The organism is uncultured Brachyspira sp., from assembly GCF_944388875.1.
Classification (GTDB): Bacteria; Spirochaetota; Brachyspiria; order Brachyspirales; family Brachyspiraceae; genus Brachyspira.
Window position 1 is genome coordinate 95,074 of sequence record NZ_CALXKQ010000005.1, and the last position, 20,634, is coordinate 115,707.

Annotated in this window: 19 protein-coding genes and 2 pseudogenes; 17 read left to right on the forward strand and 4 right to left on the reverse strand. The window is 29.7% G+C overall.

The genetic code is table 11. The features are described from left to right. Positions 1-144 precede the first annotated feature (144 nt). Positions 145-1,827 (reverse strand): restriction endonuclease, encoded by a 1,683-nt coding sequence (locus Q0J69_RS05705; RefSeq protein WP_297205018.1) that lies wholly within the window; start codon positions 1,825-1,827, stop codon positions 145-147. Between the two features lie 32 nt (positions 1,828-1,859). Next, a complete protein-coding gene (locus Q0J69_RS05710) occupies positions 1,860-3,566 on the reverse strand; it encodes a restriction endonuclease (RefSeq protein WP_297205019.1) in 1,707 nt (568 codons plus the stop codon). A gap of 179 nt (positions 3,567-3,745) precedes the next feature. On the opposite strand from Q0J69_RS05710, the gene Q0J69_RS05715 reads away from it, so the two are divergent. Further along, positions 3,746-4,990: an extracellular solute-binding protein gene (locus tag Q0J69_RS05715; RefSeq protein WP_297205021.1), complete on the forward strand. Its 1,245-nt coding sequence runs from the start codon at positions 3,746-3,748 to the stop codon at positions 4,988-4,990. A 259-nt stretch (positions 4,991-5,249) separates the two neighbouring features. Then, positions 5,250-5,471 (forward strand): annotated as a pseudogene (locus Q0J69_RS05720) (PD-(D/E)XK nuclease family transposase); the annotation flags it as partial. Between the two features lie 159 nt (positions 5,472-5,630). On the opposite strand, the gene Q0J69_RS05725 reads toward Q0J69_RS05720, so the two are convergent. Further along, positions 5,631-6,119, reverse strand: a complete 489-nt coding sequence (locus tag Q0J69_RS05725; RefSeq protein WP_297205023.1) for a DUF4234 domain-containing protein — start codon at positions 6,117-6,119, stop codon at positions 5,631-5,633. A gap of 340 nt (positions 6,120-6,459) precedes the next feature. On the opposite strand from Q0J69_RS05725, the gene Q0J69_RS05730 reads away from it, so the two are divergent. The 6 genes and pseudogenes from Q0J69_RS05730 to rimM all read left to right on the forward strand — a co-directional run bounded on the left by Q0J69_RS05730 (position 6,460) and on the right by rimM (position 10,801). Then, on the forward strand, positions 6,460-7,278 hold the full coding sequence (locus Q0J69_RS05730; RefSeq protein WP_297205025.1) for a sugar ABC transporter permease: 819 nt from the start codon (positions 6,460-6,462) through the stop codon (positions 7,276-7,278). Positions 7,279-7,318: 40 nt separating this feature from the next. Continuing rightward, a complete protein-coding gene (locus Q0J69_RS05735; RefSeq protein ID WP_297205027.1) occupies positions 7,319-8,170 on the forward strand; it encodes a carbohydrate ABC transporter permease in 852 nt (283 codons plus the stop codon). Positions 8,171-8,293: 123 nt separating this feature from the next. Further along, the gene (locus Q0J69_RS05740; RefSeq protein ID WP_297205030.1) at positions 8,294-9,649 is read left to right on the forward strand and encodes a signal recognition particle receptor subunit alpha; all 1,356 of its coding nucleotides are present in this window, start codon (positions 8,294-8,296) and stop codon (positions 9,647-9,649) included. A gap of 23 nt (positions 9,650-9,672) precedes the next feature. Further along, a pseudogene (rpsP, locus tag Q0J69_RS05745) lies at positions 9,673-9,915 on the forward strand (30S ribosomal protein S16); the annotation flags it as partial. A gap of 137 nt (positions 9,916-10,052) precedes the next feature. After that, the gene (locus Q0J69_RS05750) at positions 10,053-10,295 is read left to right on the forward strand and encodes a KH domain-containing protein (RefSeq protein WP_008726607.1); all 243 of its coding nucleotides are present in this window, start codon (positions 10,053-10,055) and stop codon (positions 10,293-10,295) included. Further along, the gene (gene rimM / locus Q0J69_RS05755; RefSeq protein ID WP_297205033.1) at positions 10,292-10,801 is read left to right on the forward strand and encodes a ribosome maturation factor RimM; all 510 of its coding nucleotides are present in this window, start codon (positions 10,292-10,294) and stop codon (positions 10,799-10,801) included. Before Q0J69_RS05750 ends, rimM begins: the two co-directional genes overlap by 4 nt. 22 nt (positions 10,802-10,823) lie before the next feature. On the opposite strand, the gene Q0J69_RS05760 is transcribed toward rimM, so the two are convergent. Then, a complete protein-coding gene (locus Q0J69_RS05760) occupies positions 10,824-11,975 on the reverse strand; it encodes a M20 family metallopeptidase (RefSeq protein ID WP_297205034.1) in 1,152 nt (383 codons plus the stop codon). A gap of 148 nt (positions 11,976-12,123) precedes the next feature. Between Q0J69_RS05760 and Q0J69_RS05765 the strand changes: the two genes are divergently transcribed. From Q0J69_RS05765 to Q0J69_RS05805, 9 genes are all read left to right on the forward strand, one after another. Next, positions 12,124-12,573 carry an Rrf2 family transcriptional regulator gene (locus Q0J69_RS05765; RefSeq protein WP_297205035.1) on the forward strand — a complete coding sequence of 150 codons (450 nt, stop codon included), beginning with the start codon at positions 12,124-12,126 and terminating at the stop codon, positions 12,571-12,573. 12 nt (positions 12,574-12,585) lie between these two features. Further along, entirely contained in the window at positions 12,586-14,235 is a 1,650-nt protein-coding gene (gene hcp, locus Q0J69_RS05770; protein WP_297205036.1) for a hydroxylamine reductase, read from the forward strand. A 172-nt stretch (positions 14,236-14,407) separates the two neighbouring features. Then, positions 14,408-15,064, forward strand: coding sequence for a deoxyribose-phosphate aldolase (gene deoC, locus Q0J69_RS05775; protein ID WP_297205038.1), 657 nt, complete (start codon positions 14,408-14,410; stop codon positions 15,062-15,064). A gap of 23 nt (positions 15,065-15,087) precedes the next feature. Next, a complete protein-coding gene (locus tag Q0J69_RS05780) occupies positions 15,088-15,891 on the forward strand; it encodes a nucleoside phosphorylase (RefSeq protein ID WP_297205040.1) in 804 nt (267 codons plus the stop codon). Beyond that, the gene (locus Q0J69_RS05785) at positions 15,891-16,631 is read left to right on the forward strand and encodes a nucleoside phosphorylase (protein WP_366030304.1); all 741 of its coding nucleotides are present in this window, start codon (positions 15,891-15,893) and stop codon (positions 16,629-16,631) included. The genes Q0J69_RS05780 and Q0J69_RS05785 overlap by 1 nt, the downstream gene beginning before the upstream one ends. Next, on the forward strand, positions 16,631-17,707 hold the full coding sequence (locus Q0J69_RS05790) for a BMP family ABC transporter substrate-binding protein (RefSeq protein ID WP_297205042.1): 1,077 nt from the start codon (positions 16,631-16,633) through the stop codon (positions 17,705-17,707). Before Q0J69_RS05785 ends, Q0J69_RS05790 begins: the two co-directional genes overlap by 1 nt. 29 nt (positions 17,708-17,736) lie before the next feature. Beyond that, positions 17,737-18,810 carry a BMP family ABC transporter substrate-binding protein gene (locus Q0J69_RS05795; protein WP_297205043.1) on the forward strand — a complete coding sequence of 358 codons (1,074 nt, stop codon included), beginning with the start codon at positions 17,737-17,739 and terminating at the stop codon, positions 18,808-18,810. A gap of 73 nt (positions 18,811-18,883) precedes the next feature. Further along, the gene (locus tag Q0J69_RS05800) at positions 18,884-20,419 is read left to right on the forward strand and encodes an ABC transporter ATP-binding protein (protein ID WP_297205044.1); all 1,536 of its coding nucleotides are present in this window, start codon (positions 18,884-18,886) and stop codon (positions 20,417-20,419) included. A gap of 21 nt (positions 20,420-20,440) precedes the next feature. Then, the coding region (locus Q0J69_RS05805; protein ID WP_297205045.1) for a PD-(D/E)XK nuclease family transposase at positions 20,441-20,634 on the forward strand (194 nt) is incomplete at its 3' end.

Consider the following 20,634-nt stretch of genomic DNA (forward strand, 5'->3'; position numbering starts at 1 on the left):
GCTTTCTTTTTAATATTTTTTGATACTTTTTTGTTCTTTTTAGGATTCTTTATAATATTCCTTATAAGGAAAAAAGAAAGAAGCCCAAATACAATTATGGCTATTATAATATAAATAATATATTAAAATATAACAAAATAAATATTAAAATCTACTATCTCTAAGCATATAATTAAATTGATTTCTAGTATAAACTTTTATCTTGTTATTATGCAAAGCATAGCTCCTTGCGGTACTTGTAAGTTCCAAAGGCAATACCAATATGCCATTATTAGCACCTGCTTCATCAATAAGCATTATAAAATCTCTTATTATCAATTCCCCAACTTCCGTATTTCTCCAGCGTTTAAAAGATATTAATGTTAAATCTTTTTTGTTTTTATTTGAAGCAAATGCTAAATAGTTAACCTCATCTCCATAATCATAATTTATTAAATGATCATTATACTCCTGTACAGCAGAATACAATAATTTATTTTGTATTATATCCAAACAAATACTTTTAAATGATGCTAAAGTTATGTCGTATATCCTATCAACCTTTTTTATAATTGCATTATCTGAAGCAGATGCACTTTCATTTAAATCTAATTCTGATAATATTTTTGCAATATCCATAGTGGATTCTATATCTATTAATTGAAATATATTATCAATACTGTTAAATGAATCTTCCCATAATTTTACATTATTTTCCCAAATATCAATATATTTTTTATTAACATATTTTTCATAATTTTCATCTTTATACTTTTCATCATTATTAAGCTGCATAGAAGTTCTTGCTTTTTTAAGCTGCTCATTAGCCTTTGATATTTCCATCAGATACTTCAAAATACCGTTAAAATCATACATATCAAACTCAGGGGCATCAAACAGCCTCACATGTTCAAAATAACTTAAAGCACTATTGATATCTTTGATAAAATAACTATAAAAAGAAAAATCCAAAATAATATCAACTTTCTCTTTTTCTATTTCATTTATTCTATATTGACTGGAAAGTTTATTATATAAATCTGCAAAAGCATCATTATCACTGGATTTATATAATATATAAAGATACATTCTATTAATGAAAAATTTGTATAAAGGATCGCTATTAATATATCTTGAAGATAAAACATGCTCAGCAAAATTTCTAGCAGTATCTATTTCATCTGCAGCAATATATAATGATAATAATATTTTTTCTACTAATATCATTTCATCATAATCTTCTTCAATATTGCTTATATTTCTGCTAAGTCTTTTGTGAAGCTCCTCAAGCATTATAATAATTTTTTTATATTCATGGCTTACAAAATAACATAAAGAGGCTATTTTTAATTCATCTATTTCAAAATCGCTCTTATTATTAAGAACTCTATTAAAATATCCGCATGCCAAATTATAAGCGCCCTCCCTTCCCAATATAGCTGCCGCTTTTAATGAATAATAATTATCCTTAACATCTAATTGAGCTATTTTCAAAGTACATTTAAAACTTTCTTCCTTATTATCCAGCCTGTCATATATATCTTCCAGCTTCTTATATATATTTACTTCCTCACCCTCAAAATAACCACTGTCAATTAATTTTTTGTATTTTTCCAAAGCATTTTCTAAAAAATTATGCTGTTCTTCAAGATTGGCAAGTTCATATATAGAGTTATAATCTGATGGATTAGCCTTAATTTTTTTCTCAAGCTCTTCCATCTTCTTTTTTATATTTTTGGGTTTATAATAATTATTCGGTCTTAATACAGAATTGAAAAACATAATAATACCTATTACTACTATAATAGATATAGGCACTATAAAAATATAACTATATGTGTCCATCATAAATTACCCTAATTAAATTATAAATAAAAAAATTAAACAAATTTAATCTTTAAAAAAGAATTAAATTGACTTCTGGAATAAACTGTTATCTTATCATTATGCAAAGCATAGCTTTTAGCACTATTTGATAATCTAACAGGAAGAACTAATATTCCATTTTTTGCTCCGGCTTCATTTACCATAAGCATAAAATCTCTTAATATTAATTCTCCAACTTCCGTATTTTTCCAGCGTTTAAAAGATATTAATGTTAAATCCTTTTTGCTTTTATTTATATGATAAGCTAAAAAATTGACTTCATCCCCATATTCATAATTAATAATATTATCAGAATACTCCTGCAATATAGAATATGATAATTTTGTCTGAACAATATTCTGACATAATTTTTTAAAGTTGCTGTAGCTTAATTTATATATCTTATCTATCTCATTTATATTTCCTGTTTTAGCATTATCATAAGAACTTTTATTAGCATTAAAGTCTGATAATATCTTATCAATATCCATAGTTTTTTCTACTTCAGTTAATGATGTTATATAATCGAGATTAATAAAAGATGCCTCCCATAAACCTAAAACTTTCTCCCAAGTATCTATAGCATCCTTATCAACATATTTATCATATCTTTCATTTTTATATTTCTCATCATTCAATCCCATAGCACTTCTTAATTTATTTAATTGAGAGTACGCCTTATTCACCTCTGTTAAATAACTTAATACCTGATCCAAATAATATACACTGAACTCAAGCATATTGAATGATTTTAAAGTACTGAAATATTTTATAGATCTGTTAATATCTTTTAAAAAATAAGAATAAAAACCAAAGTCAAATATAAGACTGGCATATTTTCTGCTTCCTTTATCCAATTGGTAAATATTAATCAAATCATTATATAATTTATTAAATTTATCATTATCCGATAATTTATAAAGCATAAACATATACATTTTATCTATATGCATTCTGTGATCATGCTCTATTGAGTCATCAGTCAATATTTTTTCAACAAATGAAATACCATTATTAAGCTCATCGGCAGATATATACATGGATATTAATAAGTCTTCTAAATTATTAATATCATTTCTATTTTTATCCTTATCTTTACTGCTTTTAAATTCATTAAAAGATTTTTTATACAATTCCTCTAAAAATACTATAGATTTTTTATAATCCTTAACCATAAAAAATGATAAGCTGGCTATCTTTAATTCATCTATTTCAAACTCATTTTTAGAAAGCAAAGCCCTATTAAAATAATCGCATGCTATCTGATATTTACCTTCTTTGCCTAATATGCTGGCAATTTTAATTAAATAATAAATATTATTAGGCTCAGCTTTAGATATTAAAAGCATGTATTTTAAGCTATTTTCTTTATCATTCAATTCACTATATCCGCTCTCCAGCTTTTTGTATATTTCTATTTCTTCATTATAATCATCAGAAAAATATCTGGCTTCTATAAGAGCCTCATATTTTTCTAAAGCACTCTTTAAATCCCCATATTCCTCTTCTAATGAAGCAAGTTCATACAGAGAATCTAAATCTTTCAGATTAGAGGCAATATTATCTCTAAGCTCTTCCATTCTTTTCTTTATATTTTTTGAAGTTTTTTTAACAGGGGCTTTTTTGCCTTTAGAAAATATATTTCTTATCATAATAATAGTTGCAATTAATACAACCAAAAATAAAACTGCAGCTGCAATATACAGAATATTATCATTCATAATTTACCTCAAAATACTATTCATAGTTAAAAAAATATATAATATTATAAAGTATATATAAAAAAATTAAAAGTTTAAATAAACTATTAATTTTAATTATTTAATATTACTTGACTTTAATATCTAATATAGTATATTTTTTCATATTCATTACAAAATAAATATAGGAGTATAAACAAATGAAAAAAATTATAACTTTATTAATTGCATTGTCATTAACGGTGCTTTTTATAGTTTCTTGTAATGGTAATAAGGAGGCTCAAGGCAATTCCATAACGGTAATGGTTCCAGATTGGGCTGTACCTTCTGATGAAATGCTTAATGCCTTTACAAAGGAAACTGGCATTACTGTTAATATGAATGCTATGGCTTGGGAAAATATAAGAGATAAAATATCAATAGCTGCTGCTGGAGGAACTGCTGCTGCTGATGTTGTAGAAGTTGACTGGTCTTGGGTTGGAGAGTTTTACAGTGCTGATTGGCTTGAACCTATAGAATTAACTCAGGAAGAAATTGATGCTATGCCTTCTATACAGCCTTTCATAATAGACGGTAAAGTTTTAGCTCTTCCGTATGCTAATGATTTCCGTTTGGCTTATTACAATAAAAAACATTTTGAAACTGCCGGCATTACTGAAGCTCCAAAATCTTGGGACAATGTTTATGAAGATTTAAAAAAGATTAAAGCTGCTGGAGTAACTAAATATCCTTTCTCTATGCCTTTGAATGCTGATGAGTCATGCACTACTTCTTTAATATGGCTTACTTATTCAAAATATGGAATAGTATTTAATGAAGACGGCACTTTAAATAAAGATGCTGTACTTGGAGCATTACAATTTATTAATCAAATGGTTAATGTTGATAATTTGATTGACCCAGCATGCAAAACTTCTACTGGTATGGATGCATACAGAAGAATTAACTCAGGAGAAGCTAGTTTTATAGTAGGTCCTACTTCATTTGTAAGCAGAGTACAAGATACTAATGAATCTCAAGTTGTAGGAGATGTTATACCTATACTTCTTCCTGGTGCTACAGGACCTTCTCCAAAAACTTTTGCTTTACCAGAAGGTGTAGGAGTGATAAAACTATCTAAAAACAAAGAAGCAGCTATGAAATTCGTAAAATGGTTTAATTCTCCTGAAATACAAAAACAATTAAACTATGTACAAAATACTATGCCTACAAGAACTTCTGTAATGGAAGAGCTTATTAATGAAGGCAAATTAAAAAATACAGGTGCTTTACTTGAAGAGTCAAAATTAATATCTAGTCCATTCCCAAAAGGTGTTCCTAGCTATTATTCTGAAATGACTACTGCTATATTCAATGCGGTTAATGAAATGGTGCTTGGAGCAAAAACTCCAGAACAGGCTTTTGATGCAATGGATGCTAAAATAAAAGAATTAGCTGCTAGATAACAAATAAATATAAAAAAGGGTATTGCTAAAATGCAATGCCCTTATTTTTTTAATTTTAACGCACGTAAAATACGCTTTTTTATACAATCAAAATTAGAATTCAAATTCGTTTATATATCAAAATTCTATTCTGCGTGCGGTGATCAAGATTTTAAATTTAAACAACATTGGGCGGGTGTGATTTTTCTTTGTACGCAATAAAATAAATTAAATAAGAAATACAAAATAAAGCATCAAAATTTAAAGGGCGGGAGTCTAAATAATTTTCAAAAATTATACTTTGGCATTTGTAAATGAGATACAAAGAGTAGAAAATCAATCGTTTGTATATAGAAGTTTATATTATTGAGCTAAATGTTATACTGCAAATTTGATAAATAATGAAAAATATAATGATTTTAAACAGGTTATAGTTATTAATATTTTAGACTTTAATTTATTAAAGGTTATTGATAAAGAACATAGCTGCTATGTTATAAAATAGATTGATACCAATCATAACTTACAAATCATTTCGAAATGCACTTCCTAGAATTACAGTGGGGTTTTGGAAAAGACATAACTATAATTAAAAAAATATTAAATAAAAAACTGTAAGTATTAAGAAATTGAGTTTTGAAACAAGTCTAATATATAAAAATTACTGAGCTTTATTCCAAATATTATTAAGTTTATCCTGCATTATAAGAGAAGAGATATTTACTATAAAAATTAATCCAGTTGGAAAAAGAGTAAAAAGCATAATTAAATTTTCTATTTTTGCTGGAGAACTGATTAATGTTAATGATAAAATAATAATATTGAAGAAGATATTAAAAAAATAAATAACAGCAACTGAAATATCAATAATCACAAGAACCATTGTTTTATCTTCAGTATTATTCATACCAACTTTTAAAGGCATTTCTTTATAAACTATCTTTCCATATTTATAATACCAATACTTAAAATAAAGTCCTCCTGTAACTATACCTAATATTACTTCTAATGCTGGATTCAAATCTTCTCTTTCAGTAAAATTTCTTATTTCAGATGAAGTATGATATATCCAATAAATATAATACCAACCGCAAGTAACAATATTCAATAAAAACACCATTGGTATAGTTCTTACAGTACCTTTTTTCATAAATAAGTCCGTAAATGCATTTTATGTAAAAATTCTCGAAACTTTTTATATTTTGTTTAATTAATTTAATATAATTTTATTTTGTCAAATCTTAGTTATTTATGAATGTAATAATAATTTGCTGGAAATACAAAATTATAAAAATACTAGAAATAAAATAGTATAAATATTTATTAATCTATTTTAAAAAAGTATAATAAAACTATTTTATAAAAATAATAATTCATTTGACAAATTTTAATAGTTTAGTTATATTTTATAGACAATTACAAATTATTTTTGGATTATGAAAAAGAGTAAAATTTTACCCTATATACTAATATCGCCAGCATTTATTATTATGGCTGTCTTCGTGCTGTATCCAGTGATAGTAACATTTTTTTACAGCTTAAGAAAAATGAAATTAACCGCCCCAAAAGATACAGCATTCATAGGATTTAATAATTATATCACAACTTTAAAATCTTTTGATTTTTGGTATTCGCTTCAAAACAGCATGATGATAATGATTATAGTTATAGTAGTATGTGTTTTATTCGGCTTATTTTCAGCTGTGATTTTAGATGCTGACAGCAAATTAAAAAATATATTAATGGCTATTGCTGTTATACCTTGGGCATTACCTCCTGTTGTAAATGGAATACTTTGGAAATGGATATTTTATCCGGGATATGGTTTTATGAACAAAATTTTATATAATCTTAATCTTATAGAAGAGCCTATACAATACTTATCCAATAGATATTCTCTAATGCTTATTGTAGGAATAGTTATAGCATGGCGTAATATACCTTTTTGTTCTATAGTATTGCTTTCATCTATAAGAGCTATACCTGATGTTGTATATGATGCCGCTAGTATAGACGGAGCTAATAGATTTCAAATGTTTATGAGAATAACATTGCCTCTATTAATGCCAGCATTCGGTATAATACTAACATTTACATCCATATCGGCTATTAATGTATTTGATGAAGTTGTATCAATATCAGGATACAGTAATTTAGGAAAAACTATACTTCTTGAAGATTATATGATAACTTTTTCATTTTTGGATTTTGGAAGGGGAAGTTCTTTAACATATTTAGTTATGCTTGCAGCTGGAACTTTGGGAATGCTTTATATAAGAGCTATGTCCAAAAAGATTGATTATATATAAAATTGATAATACAGAATAAATTAAGTTAAGTAATAAAATTATGAAAAATAAAAAAAGAAGCAAAAGAATAAATTTTTTGTATTACATATCAGTAATATTTTTTGTAATAATTATTTTAGGACCTATCATTTGGGCTGTAATTGTAAGCTTTACACCAGAATATGAAATGTTTAAAAACACTTCAACTTTTCTGCCTAAAAATCCCACAATAGATAATTATGTCAAACTATTTACAGCATCTGACAGACAGTCAAAAATGTTTTTTATAGGTATAATTAACTCTATAAAAACAGCATTCATAACAATATTTTTATGCATACCATGTTCTGTAATGTGTGCCTATGCAATATCAAAAATGAAATTTAAAGGCAGAAATATAGTAAAAACTTTAATACTTGTATCTATGGCAATACCTGCATTTACAACAATTATACCTCTTTACAGAATGTTCTCATTGTTATCATTGCTTGATAATTTATTTTCCTTATCTTTAATATATGTAACATCATTTTTACCTATCAATACTTGGATGATATCAAATTATTTTGATACAATACCAGTGGATATAGAAGAAGCCGCCTATATAGACGGATGCAATGAAATGGACGTATTATTTAGAGTAATGCTTCCTATATCAGCTCCTATTATTCTATCAGCTTTTCTGCTTGTTTTTCTCATGTCTTGGGGACAATTTCAAATACCGCTTATATTGGCAAGCTCTCCTGCTACAAAGCCTATATCAATAGTAGCATCTGAGTTCGTTTCTAAAGACAGTATACAATACGGCATAACAACAGCGGCAGGTTTATTGGCTATATTCCCTCCTGCATTACTTGCAATAATATTTAGAAAATTTCTGGTTAGAGGCATGACTGGAGGTGCTACTAAATAATACAAAGTTCGATATATTATATAAAAAGTTAAATAAATAATATAATTTTGCAAATATTGACTTTTTAAATATATTGTGTATAATATGGTCTGGAATTAATATATTTAAGGTTGTTTTTTTATTGTGTTTGGTAATTTAACAAAATCTATATCTAATGTATTCTCTAAAATACGTGATAAAAAAGTTTTGTCTGATAAAGATATAACAGACAGTCTTATAACTATTAAAGAAGCACTTTTATCAGCTGATGTATCTTTGGAAGCTGCTGATAAATTCCTAGAAGAAGCTACAAAAAGAGCAATAGGAAAAGAAAAATTGGAAGGGGTAGACCCTGCCAATCAATTCATAGCAGATGTACATGATACATTAGTTAATATGATAGGCGAAGGTGAAAGCGGCTTAAAATTAGAGCCTGTAGAAAAAACAACTATCACACTCCTCTTTGGTTTGCAAGGTTCTGGTAAAACTACAACTTCTGCTAAATTAGCTAAATACTATAAAGATAAAAGACGCGTTATGTTGGTAGGTTTGGATGTTCACAGACCTGCAGCTATGGAGCAGCTTGCCGTTTTAGCTAAAGAGGTAGGCGTTCCTTATCATATAGACACCAAAGAAAAAAAAGCATATAAAATACTCAAGAAAGCTCTTGCTATTGCCAAAAAAGAACAGTACAACATGATTCTTGTTGATACTGCAGGACGTTTGGAAATAGACGATGAAATGATGCTTGAGCTTAGACGTGTTGTAAACTCTGCTAATGTTACAGAAAAATTATTAGTTGTAGATTCTACAGCAGGTCAAAGCGTTTATGATGTTGCAAAAAATTTCCAAAGCAATATAGGAATAGACGGAGTAATACTCACTAAATTTGATTCAGGTACAAGAGGCGGTGCTGCATTATCTCTTAGATATGCTACAGGATCATCTGTAAAATTTGTGGGTATCGGTGAGCATTTGGATGATATAGATGTATTTGATCCTAAAAGAGTAGCAGGTCAAATACTAGGCATGGGAGATATTGTAAAACTTGTAGAAAAAGCCCGTGCTGCTATAAGTGAAAAAGAAGCTCATGAAATGCTTCAAAAAGTTATAGAAAATAATTTTGACTATAATGATTTTCTCAAACAAATAGAAGCTACTGCCAAAATGGGCGGCATAACTAAAATGACTTCAATGATTCCAGGAATGGCTAATATAGATACGGAATTATTAAGCCGTGAAGAAGAAAAATTTAAAAAGTATAAAGCCATTATACAGTCTATGACTAAAAAAGAAAGACTAGCCCTATTTCCTTTAAATAATTCAAGAAAAATGAGAATATCTAAAGGAAGCGGTCAAAGTGTTTATGATGTAAATCAGCTAATAAAACAATTTACTATGATGAAAAACATGATGGGCAGCACTAAAAAGATGGATAAGCTCGCAAAATCCCTAGAGGGTATGGGTATGTCTATAGATGATTTAAATAAATTAATGTAATAAAAGTTTGGAGGAAAAAAAAGGTGGTAAAGTTAAGATTAAAACGTATAGGTCGCAAGCATGAGCCTCATTATCGTATTGTAGCAGCAGATGCTCGTTTCCCACGCGATGGTCGTTTTATTGAAGAGCTAGGTTGGTTTAACCCTAAAGCTAAGGATGTTCTATATAAGTTAAACGTAGACAGTATAAAAAAATGGCTTTCTAACGGAGCACAGCCAACTTATGTAGTAAAAAGTATTCTTGTGAAAGAAGGTTTGATGGAGAAAGATAAAGGTGCTCCTCTTGAACGCAAAAAGAGAAAAGCATTAAAAAATCCTGAAAAAAGACGCAAACATCGTAAACAAGCTAAGCCTGAAGCAAGCGAGGCTTAATTTACGTCTTATAATATATAAAGGAGTGTGCTATGACGGAAGAAAAAGAGCTTATTGAGTATTTGGCTAAAAAATTGGTTGATGAGCCTGAAGGTGTGAGTGTTAAGGTTATTGAGGGTGAGAAGAGTACGATTCTGGAATTGAAAGTAAACCAAAGCGACATAGGTAAAATTATAGGTAAAAGAGGTCGTATTGCTCATGCATTACGCACTATTCTTTTTGCAGCTTCCATGAAAAGTGGTAAACGTGTAATGCTTGAGATTATTGACAATTGATTATTTTTTATGCAAAAATCACAGGTATACATGGTTTAAAAGGAGAGGTTGAAATAGCTTTTGCTGATAAAAGTTATTTTGCCTCTCTTCCTGTTTTAAATAAAGATATACCTATTATAATTAATAATAAAACATTTAATCTTACAAATGTTAAGAAAAAAAATAAAGCTTTTGTATTAGCTATTGAAAATATAAACACTATAGAACAAGCAAAAGAGATGATAGGCTTAGATATATTTGTTGACTCTTCATATCTTCCAGACCTTGATGATGATACTTTTTATGAGGCAGAAATTATAGGCTATAAGGTTATGGATTTAGATAATAATTTATACGGAGAAATTGTTGATGTTTACAGTCTGCCATCAAATTATGTATTTGATATAAAATTAAAAGAAAACGGAAATATAGTATCCATTCCTTATGTGCATGCCTATTTCGGAAAGGCAGACAAATTAAATAAGACAATAGAAATAGTTGAAAAACCTATTTTCGATGATGCTTGAAATTACTCAGGCAATAATACAATTATAATTCATTCAAATATTTCATAGCCCATTCGCTCATTAAAACAGAAGGCTGATACAATTTAGATTCATCTATTTCAAATTTACTGTTATGATGAGCTATATTCTTCTCTGTCATAGTAGAAAATAATATAAATGCCCCTTTAATCTCTTCAAGATAATCAGCAAAATCTTCTCCAGCCATAGATAAAACATGATTATCATGCTTTTTAAATCCAAGTTCTCTACAAACTTCATTTAACTGCTTAGCTATTTTTTTATCATTAATAACAGGTGCCCCTCTTCTTTTTATTACAACCTCTGCTTTTGCTCTATTAGCACAAGCAATAGACTGAGCTATTTCTTTTATTCTTTCTGTTATAAATGCCCTATTTTTTTCGCTGAATGTTCTGAAAGTCCCTTCAATATTTACCTCTGAAGGAATTATATTATACTGACTTCCTGCATGCACCATGCATATTGAAATTATTACAGGTTCAGTTGCAAGTATCTCTCTGCTTTTTATATTATATATTCCCTGTATTATCTGACTTGCAGTCAATATTGGGTCTATTGAAAAATGAGGATAAGCTCCATGTGCATCCTTCCCTATAACCTTAATAAAAATTCTATCATTAGAAGCCATTAAAGCCCCCTCCTGAAGCACAAACTCACCGCTTGGAACATTTGAAGCTAAAGTGCCTATATGAGTACCAACTATAGCCTTAACTCCATTAAGTAATCCAGAATTAAGCATATTATGAGCCCCCCTAGCTAATTCTTCAGCAGCCTGAAAAACTAATCTTACACATCCGTTTATCTTTGCTCTATTTTCAAGCAAATAATACGCAGCACCTAAAAGACATGCAGTATGAGCATCATGTCCGCATGCATGCATGTTTCCATTTTTGGAAGCATATTCTAATCCCGTTTCCTCCTCTATAGGAAGTCCGTCCATATCCGCCCTTACAGCAACTATATTTCCGCTGCCTGCATCTCCTATATCACAAATAAGTCCTGAATCTATAGATGACTCTTTATAAGAAAGTCCAAGCTCTTTTAATTTATTTATTACATAATTTTTTGTTTGAGGAAGCTCAGTTCCAACTTCTGGTATTCTATGCAAATCTCTTCTCATAGAAACTATAATATCATTCAGCTTATTATAATCCATTTTTCGCTCCTAATTTTCTAAAAATGATTAAAAAATTATATCATAAAAAAGTATTATTGATACAAATATTTAATAAAATACTATTGACAAAAAATTAATTTAGTATTATAGTACCAATATACTAAATTAGTAATAACAGGAATAAAAAATGATTCCAATATCAGAAGCCTCAGCTATAGCACTTCACTCTGCAGTGTATATATCTATTAAAGAGTTTGCCTCTCTTAAAGATATAGCAGAAAGATTTGAAGTATCACCAAATCATTTATCAAAGGTTCTTCAGGCACTTGTAAAGGCTGGATATCTTACTTCATCAAAAGGACCTGCAGGCGGATTTAAAATTGCTGAGGGTAAAGAAAATAGTTCTTTTTTGGAGATATATGAAACTATAGAGGGTAAAAATTGGCAAAGAAGCTGCTTATTTCATTCTAAATGCGATAAATACTGTTCAAACTGTATAATGGGTGATTTAGTTAATGATATAAACAGAAAGTTCAAAAACTATATGGAAAGCCATACAATCAAAGATCATTATCTGCTTGATGATGATTTCAAGATAAATAAAACAGATGATAAAAAATCAAAACAAAAAAAATAAATGGAGGATTAAATGGACAATAAAATGTTTTGTTATCAATGTCAGGAAACAATGAATAATACAGGCTGCGTTACTTCAGGCGTATGCGGTAAAAAACCAGATTTAGCCTATTTAGAAGACTTACTAGTTCATGTAACCAAAGGGCTTTCTAATATAACAACTGCTATAAGAAAAGAAGGCGGTAAAGTAGATAAAAAAGTTAATCATGATGTAACATTCAATTTATTTACTACTATAACAAATGCCAATTTTGATAAAGAAGTTTTTTATAAAAGAATAGAATACACTTCAAAACTTTGTAATGAATTAGCAAATCAGGTAAAAGACAAATCGCTTATAATTGAAGAATCTTTATGGACTCCTAAAAGCAAAGATGATATGGATGCTAAATCAAAAACAGTAGGCGTATTAGAAGAGAAAAATGAAGATATAAGAAGCCTTAAAGAAACTGTTATATACGGCATTAAAGGATTAAGTGCTTATATCAGACATGCTAATATGCTTGATTATGAGAATGAAGAGGTTGATGCTTTTATACAGAGAGCTTTGAATGAAACATTAAGAAATGATATAAACGCTGATGAACTTTTAGCTTTGGTACTTGAAACAGGCAAAAACGGTGTTGATGGAATGGCACTTCTTGATAAGGCTAATACTTCTACTTACGGTAACCCTGAAATTACAAAAGTTAATATAGGTGTAGGAAAAAATCCTGGAATATTGGTATCTGGTCATGATTTAAAAGATATAGAAATATTATTAAAACAAACAGAAGGCACAGGAGTAGATGTATATACTCATTCTGAAATGCTTCCTGCTCACTATTACCCAGAATTAAAAAAATATAAGCATTTTGTAGGCAATTACGGCGGAGCTTGGTGGGATCAAAGAAAAGATTTTGAAAGTTTTAACGGACCTATACTAATGACTACAAACTGTATAGTAACTCCTCTTGCAAGTTATAAAGACAGAGTATACACAACAGGAGCTGCAGGTTTTGAAGGATTAAAACATATAGAAAGCCATACAGGAAAAGAAAGCGATAAAGATTTTACTCCTATAATAGAGCATGCGAAAAAATGCGAAGCTCCTAAAGAAATAGAAAGCGGTTTTATAGTGGGAGGATTTGCTCATAATCAGGTATTATCACTTAAAGATAAAATTGCTGAAGCTGTAAAATCTGGTGCTATAAAAAGATTTATCGTAATGGGCGGATGCGATGGAAGACATAAAGAGAGAGAATACTATACTGAATTTGCAAAAAAACTTCCTAAAGATACTGTAATATTAACTGCAGGATGTGCTAAATACAGATACAATAAATTAGATTTAGGAGATATTAACGGCATACCTAGAGTATTAGATGCAGGACAATGTAATGACTCCTACTCATTAGCTGTTATTGCTTTGGGACTTAAAGACTTATTCGGTTTAGATGATATTAATGATTTGCCTATAGTTTATAATATAGCTTGGTATGAACAGAAGGCTGTTATAGTTTTACTCTCATTATTATACTTGGGAGTAAAAAATATACATTTAGGTCCTACAGTTCCAGGATTCTTATCACCTAATGTTGTTAATATATTAGTTTCAAAATTTGGAATTGCTGGAATAGGAAGCGTTGATGAAGATTTAAAGAAATTTAATCTAATAGCATAAAAAACAGTCATATAATTCTTTTTAATTGTTTTACTAGACGGTATTAAATACCATCTAGTAAAAACATATTTTCATAAAAAATCCTAATTAAACGATAAAAAATCACAAATTCAAAAATAAATTTGACAAATTATAAATATTTTTATATCATATAAAAATATGAGGTGTATATATGAATAATAGTATAAGTAAATTAATTGATCATACCATGTTAAAACCAGAGGCTTCAGTAGAAGAAATAAGAAAATTATGTATAGAGGCAAAAGAATTTGGGTTTCACTTAGTATGCGTAAACTCTGCTTATGTTAATGTAGCTTATAATTTTCTAATTCATTCTAATGTAAAAGTATGCTCGGTAGTTGGTTTTCCTTTGGGAGCTATGATGAAAGAGGCAAAGGCTTATGAGGCTAAATTTGCTGTTGACAGCGGTGCTGATGAAATAGATATGGTTATGAATATTGGATTTTTAAAAAGCAGAAAAATTGATCTTTTTGAACGTGATATAAAAAAAGTACGCGATGCATGTTCTGCAAGCATTTTAAAAGTTATAATAGAAACATGTCTTCTTACAGACGAAGAAAAAATTTTAGCATGCAAAATAGCTAAAGAATGCGGTGCTGATTTTGTTAAAACTTCCACAGGATTCTCTAAAGGAGGAGCTGAAGAACATGATGTAAAAATCATGCGTGAGGCTGTAGGCAAAGACTTTGGTGTTAAGGCTTCAGGCGGAATAAAAACTTATGATGATGCACTAAAAATGATTAATGCAGGAGCAAACAGAATTGGAACAAGCAATGGCGTTGCTATAGTAAAAGCAGAAAAACAATAAATTATAACTGCTTGGAGTATATTATGGCAAATGCATTTTATGATGAAGAAGCTGAAAGAAAAGGACTGCTTACATATCATACAAAATTAAAAAAAGGCGATACTGCAAGATATGTGCTTCTTCCAGGAGATCCTAAAAGAGTAGGATATATAGCTGAATTTTTAAATGATGTTAAATTAAAAGCTGATTACAGAGAATATGTTACAGCTACGGGAAAATATAAAAATGTCTGCGTATCTGCAACTTCTACTGGAATAGGAGGACCTTCTGCATCAATAGCCGTTGAAGAGCTTATAACAATTGGAGCTGATACTTTTATACGTGTAGGTACAGCAGGAGGATTAAGTTTGAAAGTAAAGCCTAATGACTTGGCAATAGCACAGGCTGCTATAAGAGATGAAGGAACTTCAAGAGAGTATATGCCTATAGAGTATCCTGCAATTGCAAATACAGATATAGTGTTTGCATTAAGAGATGCTGCTAGAAAAAGAAATCATAATTATCATATAGGAGTGGTTCATAGCAAAGATTGTTTTTATGGAGAGCTTGAACCTCAAAATTCATTTTTTAGAGAAAAATTTGAAAACAATCTAAAATATTATACATTATGCGGTGCAATAGCATCTGAAATGGAATGTGCTTCTATATTTTCATGCTCTTTATTAAGAAAAGTCAGAGCTGGAGGAATAATGCATATTGTTGAAAATACTATGATAGACAGAATGGGTACACGTTTAGAATACAGTGATAATATAGAAAATATGATATTAACAGCATTAGAAGCTGTAGTATTATTGAATGAAAAAGACAACAAAAAGGATAAATGATGTTTCCTAAGGCTTATTATCAGGAAAATGAAAATCTTGTTCATCATCTTAAAATAAAAAAGGGCGATGTAGGTAAATATGTTATAATCACTGGGGACCCTAAAAGATGCGTAAAAATAGCTGATAAATTTGATAATGCTGAACTAATAGCCGATTACAGAGAATATATAACCTATACAGGATATATAAACGAAACAAAAATATCAGTAGTATCTCATGGAATAGGAGGTCCTTCTGCTGCTATAGCTTTAGAAGAACTCATAAAAGCGGGGGCAGATACATTTATAAGAATAGGAACATGCGGAACTTCAAATATTAATGTGCATGCAGGAGATATCATTATAGTTAATGGTGCTGTAAAAATTGGAGGTACAATGGATAATTATATACCTAAGGAATTTCCTTGCGTGCCGAATATAGATATACTTGAAGCAATGATAGAAGAAAGTGAAAAAACTAAATTAAAAACTCATATTGGTATTGTTCAATGCAAGGATGCACTTTACAGTGATAAAGAACTATTATATAAAGATAATATTTTGGCATCAGAAATGGAATCTGCATCCATTTTTGCTGTAGGAGCTTCTAAAAATGTACGTACTGGTTCTGCTCTCTTTGTTATGCACAATCATAAAATATCAGAAAACAATAATCAAAACTGTACTATTGAAGAGGCTATAGATTTCACAATAGAAACTATTAAAATTTTAATAAATAATGATAAAAATAGGAGCAAATAATGAATAAAAAACTTATTATTTTATTTTTAATGTCAGTATTTCTATTTTCCTGCGGCAATGGTGAGGATGAAACTGATAATGGTTATGAAATAGCAGTTTTAATAGATTTAGGTCCTGTTGATGACCGATCTTTCAATCAGGGTTCTTGGGAAGGAGCAAAAGAATACGGAGAAAAAAACGGAATAACACATAAATATTATAAAGTTCCAGACAAAGATTTAACTTCATATATGAATACTGTTGAGCTTGCTGTTACAGGAGGTGCTAAGTTAATAGTAACTCCAGGATATATGTTCGAACCTGTTGTTTATAAGGCACAGGATATGTATACTAATATAAATTTTATATTAATAGACGGTACTCCTCAGGACGGAACTTATTCTAATTATAAAACAGCAGATAATACGATTGCAATTCTATATGCTGAGGAAGAAGCTGGATTTTTAGCAGGGTATGCTGTTGTAAAAGACGGTTACACTAATTTAGGAGTTATAGGCGGTGTTGCTCATCCTGCAGTTGTAAGATTCGGATACGGATTTGTTCAGGGAGCAGATTATGCAGCCATGGAATTGGAAATGCCTAAAGATTCCATAAATATAAAATATACTTATACTGGAAATTATGATGCTACACCTGAAAATCAAACTTTGGCTACAGCTTGGTATAGAAGCGGAGTGCAGGTAATATTTGCACCTGCTGGGGCTGCTGCCTATTCTGTTATGAGTGCTGCCGAAAATAATAACGGATTAGTTGTGGGAGTAGATGCAGATCAAAGTTTTGAATCCCCTACGGTAATTACTTCTGCTATAAAAATGATAAGGGAATCTGTTTATAACGCTGTTGCTTCATATTATAATAATAATTTTTACGGCGGTAAAAATGTTGTATTGGATGCTAAAGTAAACGGTGTTGGCTTACCGATAAAAACTTCAAAGTTCAATACTTTTACTGAAGCTGACTATAATTACATATATAATCAGCTTATAAGCGGTAAAATAAAAATATTAAAAGATACTGATGTAAATGATGTAAAAGAATTACCTTTAAATATTGTAAAAGTTGAATATATTAATTAAAAAATAAATAATTTAAAAAAGGAGATAAAATGAAAAAAATTCTTATCTTAATTACTATCTTTATGATATTTATTGTATCATGCGGATTAAAAAATAAAAAATCTGGCGGATATGAGCTTGCATTGATTACAGATGTCAGTACTATAGATGACAGAGCATTCAATCAAGGTTCTTGGGAAGGATTAACAAAATATGCATCAGAAAAAAGCATATCTCATAAATACTATCAGCCTGCTCAAAAAAATACAGATGCTTATATTGATGCTATAGATTTAGCAGTTACCGCAGGTGCAAAATTAATAGTAACTCCAGGATATTTATTTGAGCCTGCAATCTATAAGGCACAGGACACTCATCCAGATGTTAGTTTTGTACTTTTAGACGGCACTCCTCAGGACGGTACTTACAGCGATTTTAGAATAGAAACTAATGTTTACTCTGTGCTTTATGCTGAAGAACAGGCTGGATTTTTAGCAGGATATGCTGTAGTAAAAGAAGGATATACAAATTTAGGAGTTATGGCTGGAATGGCTGTACCTGCTGTTATGAGATTCGGATACGGATTTTTACAAGGTGCTAATTATGCTGCTAAAGAGATGAATATGCCTGTTGGAGCAATAAATGCAAATTACACTTATTTAGGAAACTTTGATCCTACTCCTGAAAATCAGACTTTAGCTAATTCTTGGTATCAAAGCGGAATACAGGTAATATTTGCCCCTGCAGGAGGAGCTGGAAACTCTGTTATGAGTGCTGCTGAACAAAATAATGCTTTAGTTGTTGGTGTTGATATAGATCAAAGTACTGAATCTTCAACTGTTATTACTTCTGCTATGAAAATGCTTGGAGAATCTGTTTATAATGCTATAGATGATTTTTATAATGGAAAGTTCCCTGGAGGAAAATCTGTAATACTTGATGCTAAAGTTAATGGTATAGGTCTTCCTATGGAAACATCAAGATTCCAAAAATTTAATCAAAATGATTATGATACTATATATCAAAAATTAGTTGCAGGAGAAATACAGGTTCTTACTGAAAAAACAATTAAGGATGTTACTTATCTTCCTTTAGATATAGTAAAAGTTAACTTTATACAATAATATTTGTTTTATATAAAAGAGATACTGAATAAAAATCGGTATCTCTATTTTTTAATAGGACTTAAATTAAATTATGGAAAACTCACAATATGTGGTTGAAATGCTTAATATAACAAAACGCTTCAAAGGTATAGCAGCTAATGATAATATCACTATACAGTTAAAACGAGGTGAAATACATGCTTTGCTTGGAGAAAATGGAGCTGGAAAATCTACTTTGATGAGCGTTCTTTTCGGACTTTATAAGCAGGAAGAAGGAATCATTAAAGTTAATGGAAAAGAGGTAAATATTGATAATCCTAATACTGCCAATGCTTTGGGTATAGGAATGGTTCATCAGCATTTTAAACTTGTTCATAATTTTACTGCTTTGGAAAATATTATGCTTGGAGTTGAAACTGTTAAAAACGGAATACTTCAAGTTGATGATGCTAGAAAAAGAGTAATGGAATTGAGTAAAACTTATGGGCTTGAAATTTATCCAGACTCTCTTATAAGCGATTTAACTGTAGGCATGCAGCAGAGGGTAGAAATATTAAAAATGCTTTATAGAAATAATGATATACTTATTTTTGATGAGCCTACTGCAGTACTTACTCCAAATGAAATTGAAGAGCTTATAAAAATAATGAAGTCATTAGTAAAAGAAGGAAAATCTATACTGTTTATTACGCATAAATTAAATGAAATAAAAGAAGCTGCGGATAGATGTTCTGTTCTTCGTAAGGGAAAATATGTAGGCACTATTGATGTAAAAAGCACTACCAAAGAAGAGATGTCAGAAATGATGGTGGGAAGGAAGGTTTCTTTAATTGTTGAAAAAACTGAAGCTAAGCCTAAAGATATAATACTTTCTGTAAAGAATTTAAATGTTAAATCTCATCATAACAAAAGCGAAAAAAATTTAGTAAAAAATGTTTCTTTTGATGTTCATGCTGGAGAGATAGTATGCATTGCTGGTATTGACGGAAACGGACAAAGCGAGCTTATATATGCTCTTACAGGACTTATGGATATGTCAAGCGGAACTGTTACATTAAACGGCAAAGATATTACCAATTTATCTATAAGAAAAAAAACTTTAAGCGGAATAGGACATATTCCAGAGGACAGACATAAACATGGACTTGTTCTTGATTACACTTTAGCTGAAAATACTATACTTCAAACATATTTTACAGATAGATTTCAAAAAAATGGATTTTTAAAGTTTAAAGAAATAGGTAATTATGCTGATGAATTAATAAAAAGATTTGATATAAGAAGTGCTGAAGGCTCTAAAACTATAGCAAGAAGCATGTCTGGAGGAAATCAGCAGAAAGTAATTATAGCAAGGGAGATAGACAGAAATCCAGACTTACTTATAGCGGTTCAGCCCACAAGGGGACTTGATGTTGGGGCTATAGAGTATATACATAAAGAATTAATAAGGCAGCGTGATAATGGAAAGGCTATTTTACTTGTATCTTTAGAGCTTGATGAGGTAATGAATTTAAGCGACAGAATATTAGTTATATATGAGGGTGAGATAGTAGCTAATGTTCTTAATAAAGATTTAACTATTAATGAACTTGGTCTTTATATGTCTGGCTCTAAGAGGAGAGCATAATATTATTTAGGTTTGTTTTTTATGAGAAATATTAACAGAATGAACGATTATTTTGTGCGTTATCTCTTAGGCTCTCTTGGTAATGAAGATATATTAGAAAATATAGTAAACTGTGTACTTAGAGATTCAAAATTTGAGGAAGTTCATGATTTGGAGATTATTAATCCTCATAATCTGCCTGAAAATATTAATTTAAAAGAATCTGTTCTTGATGT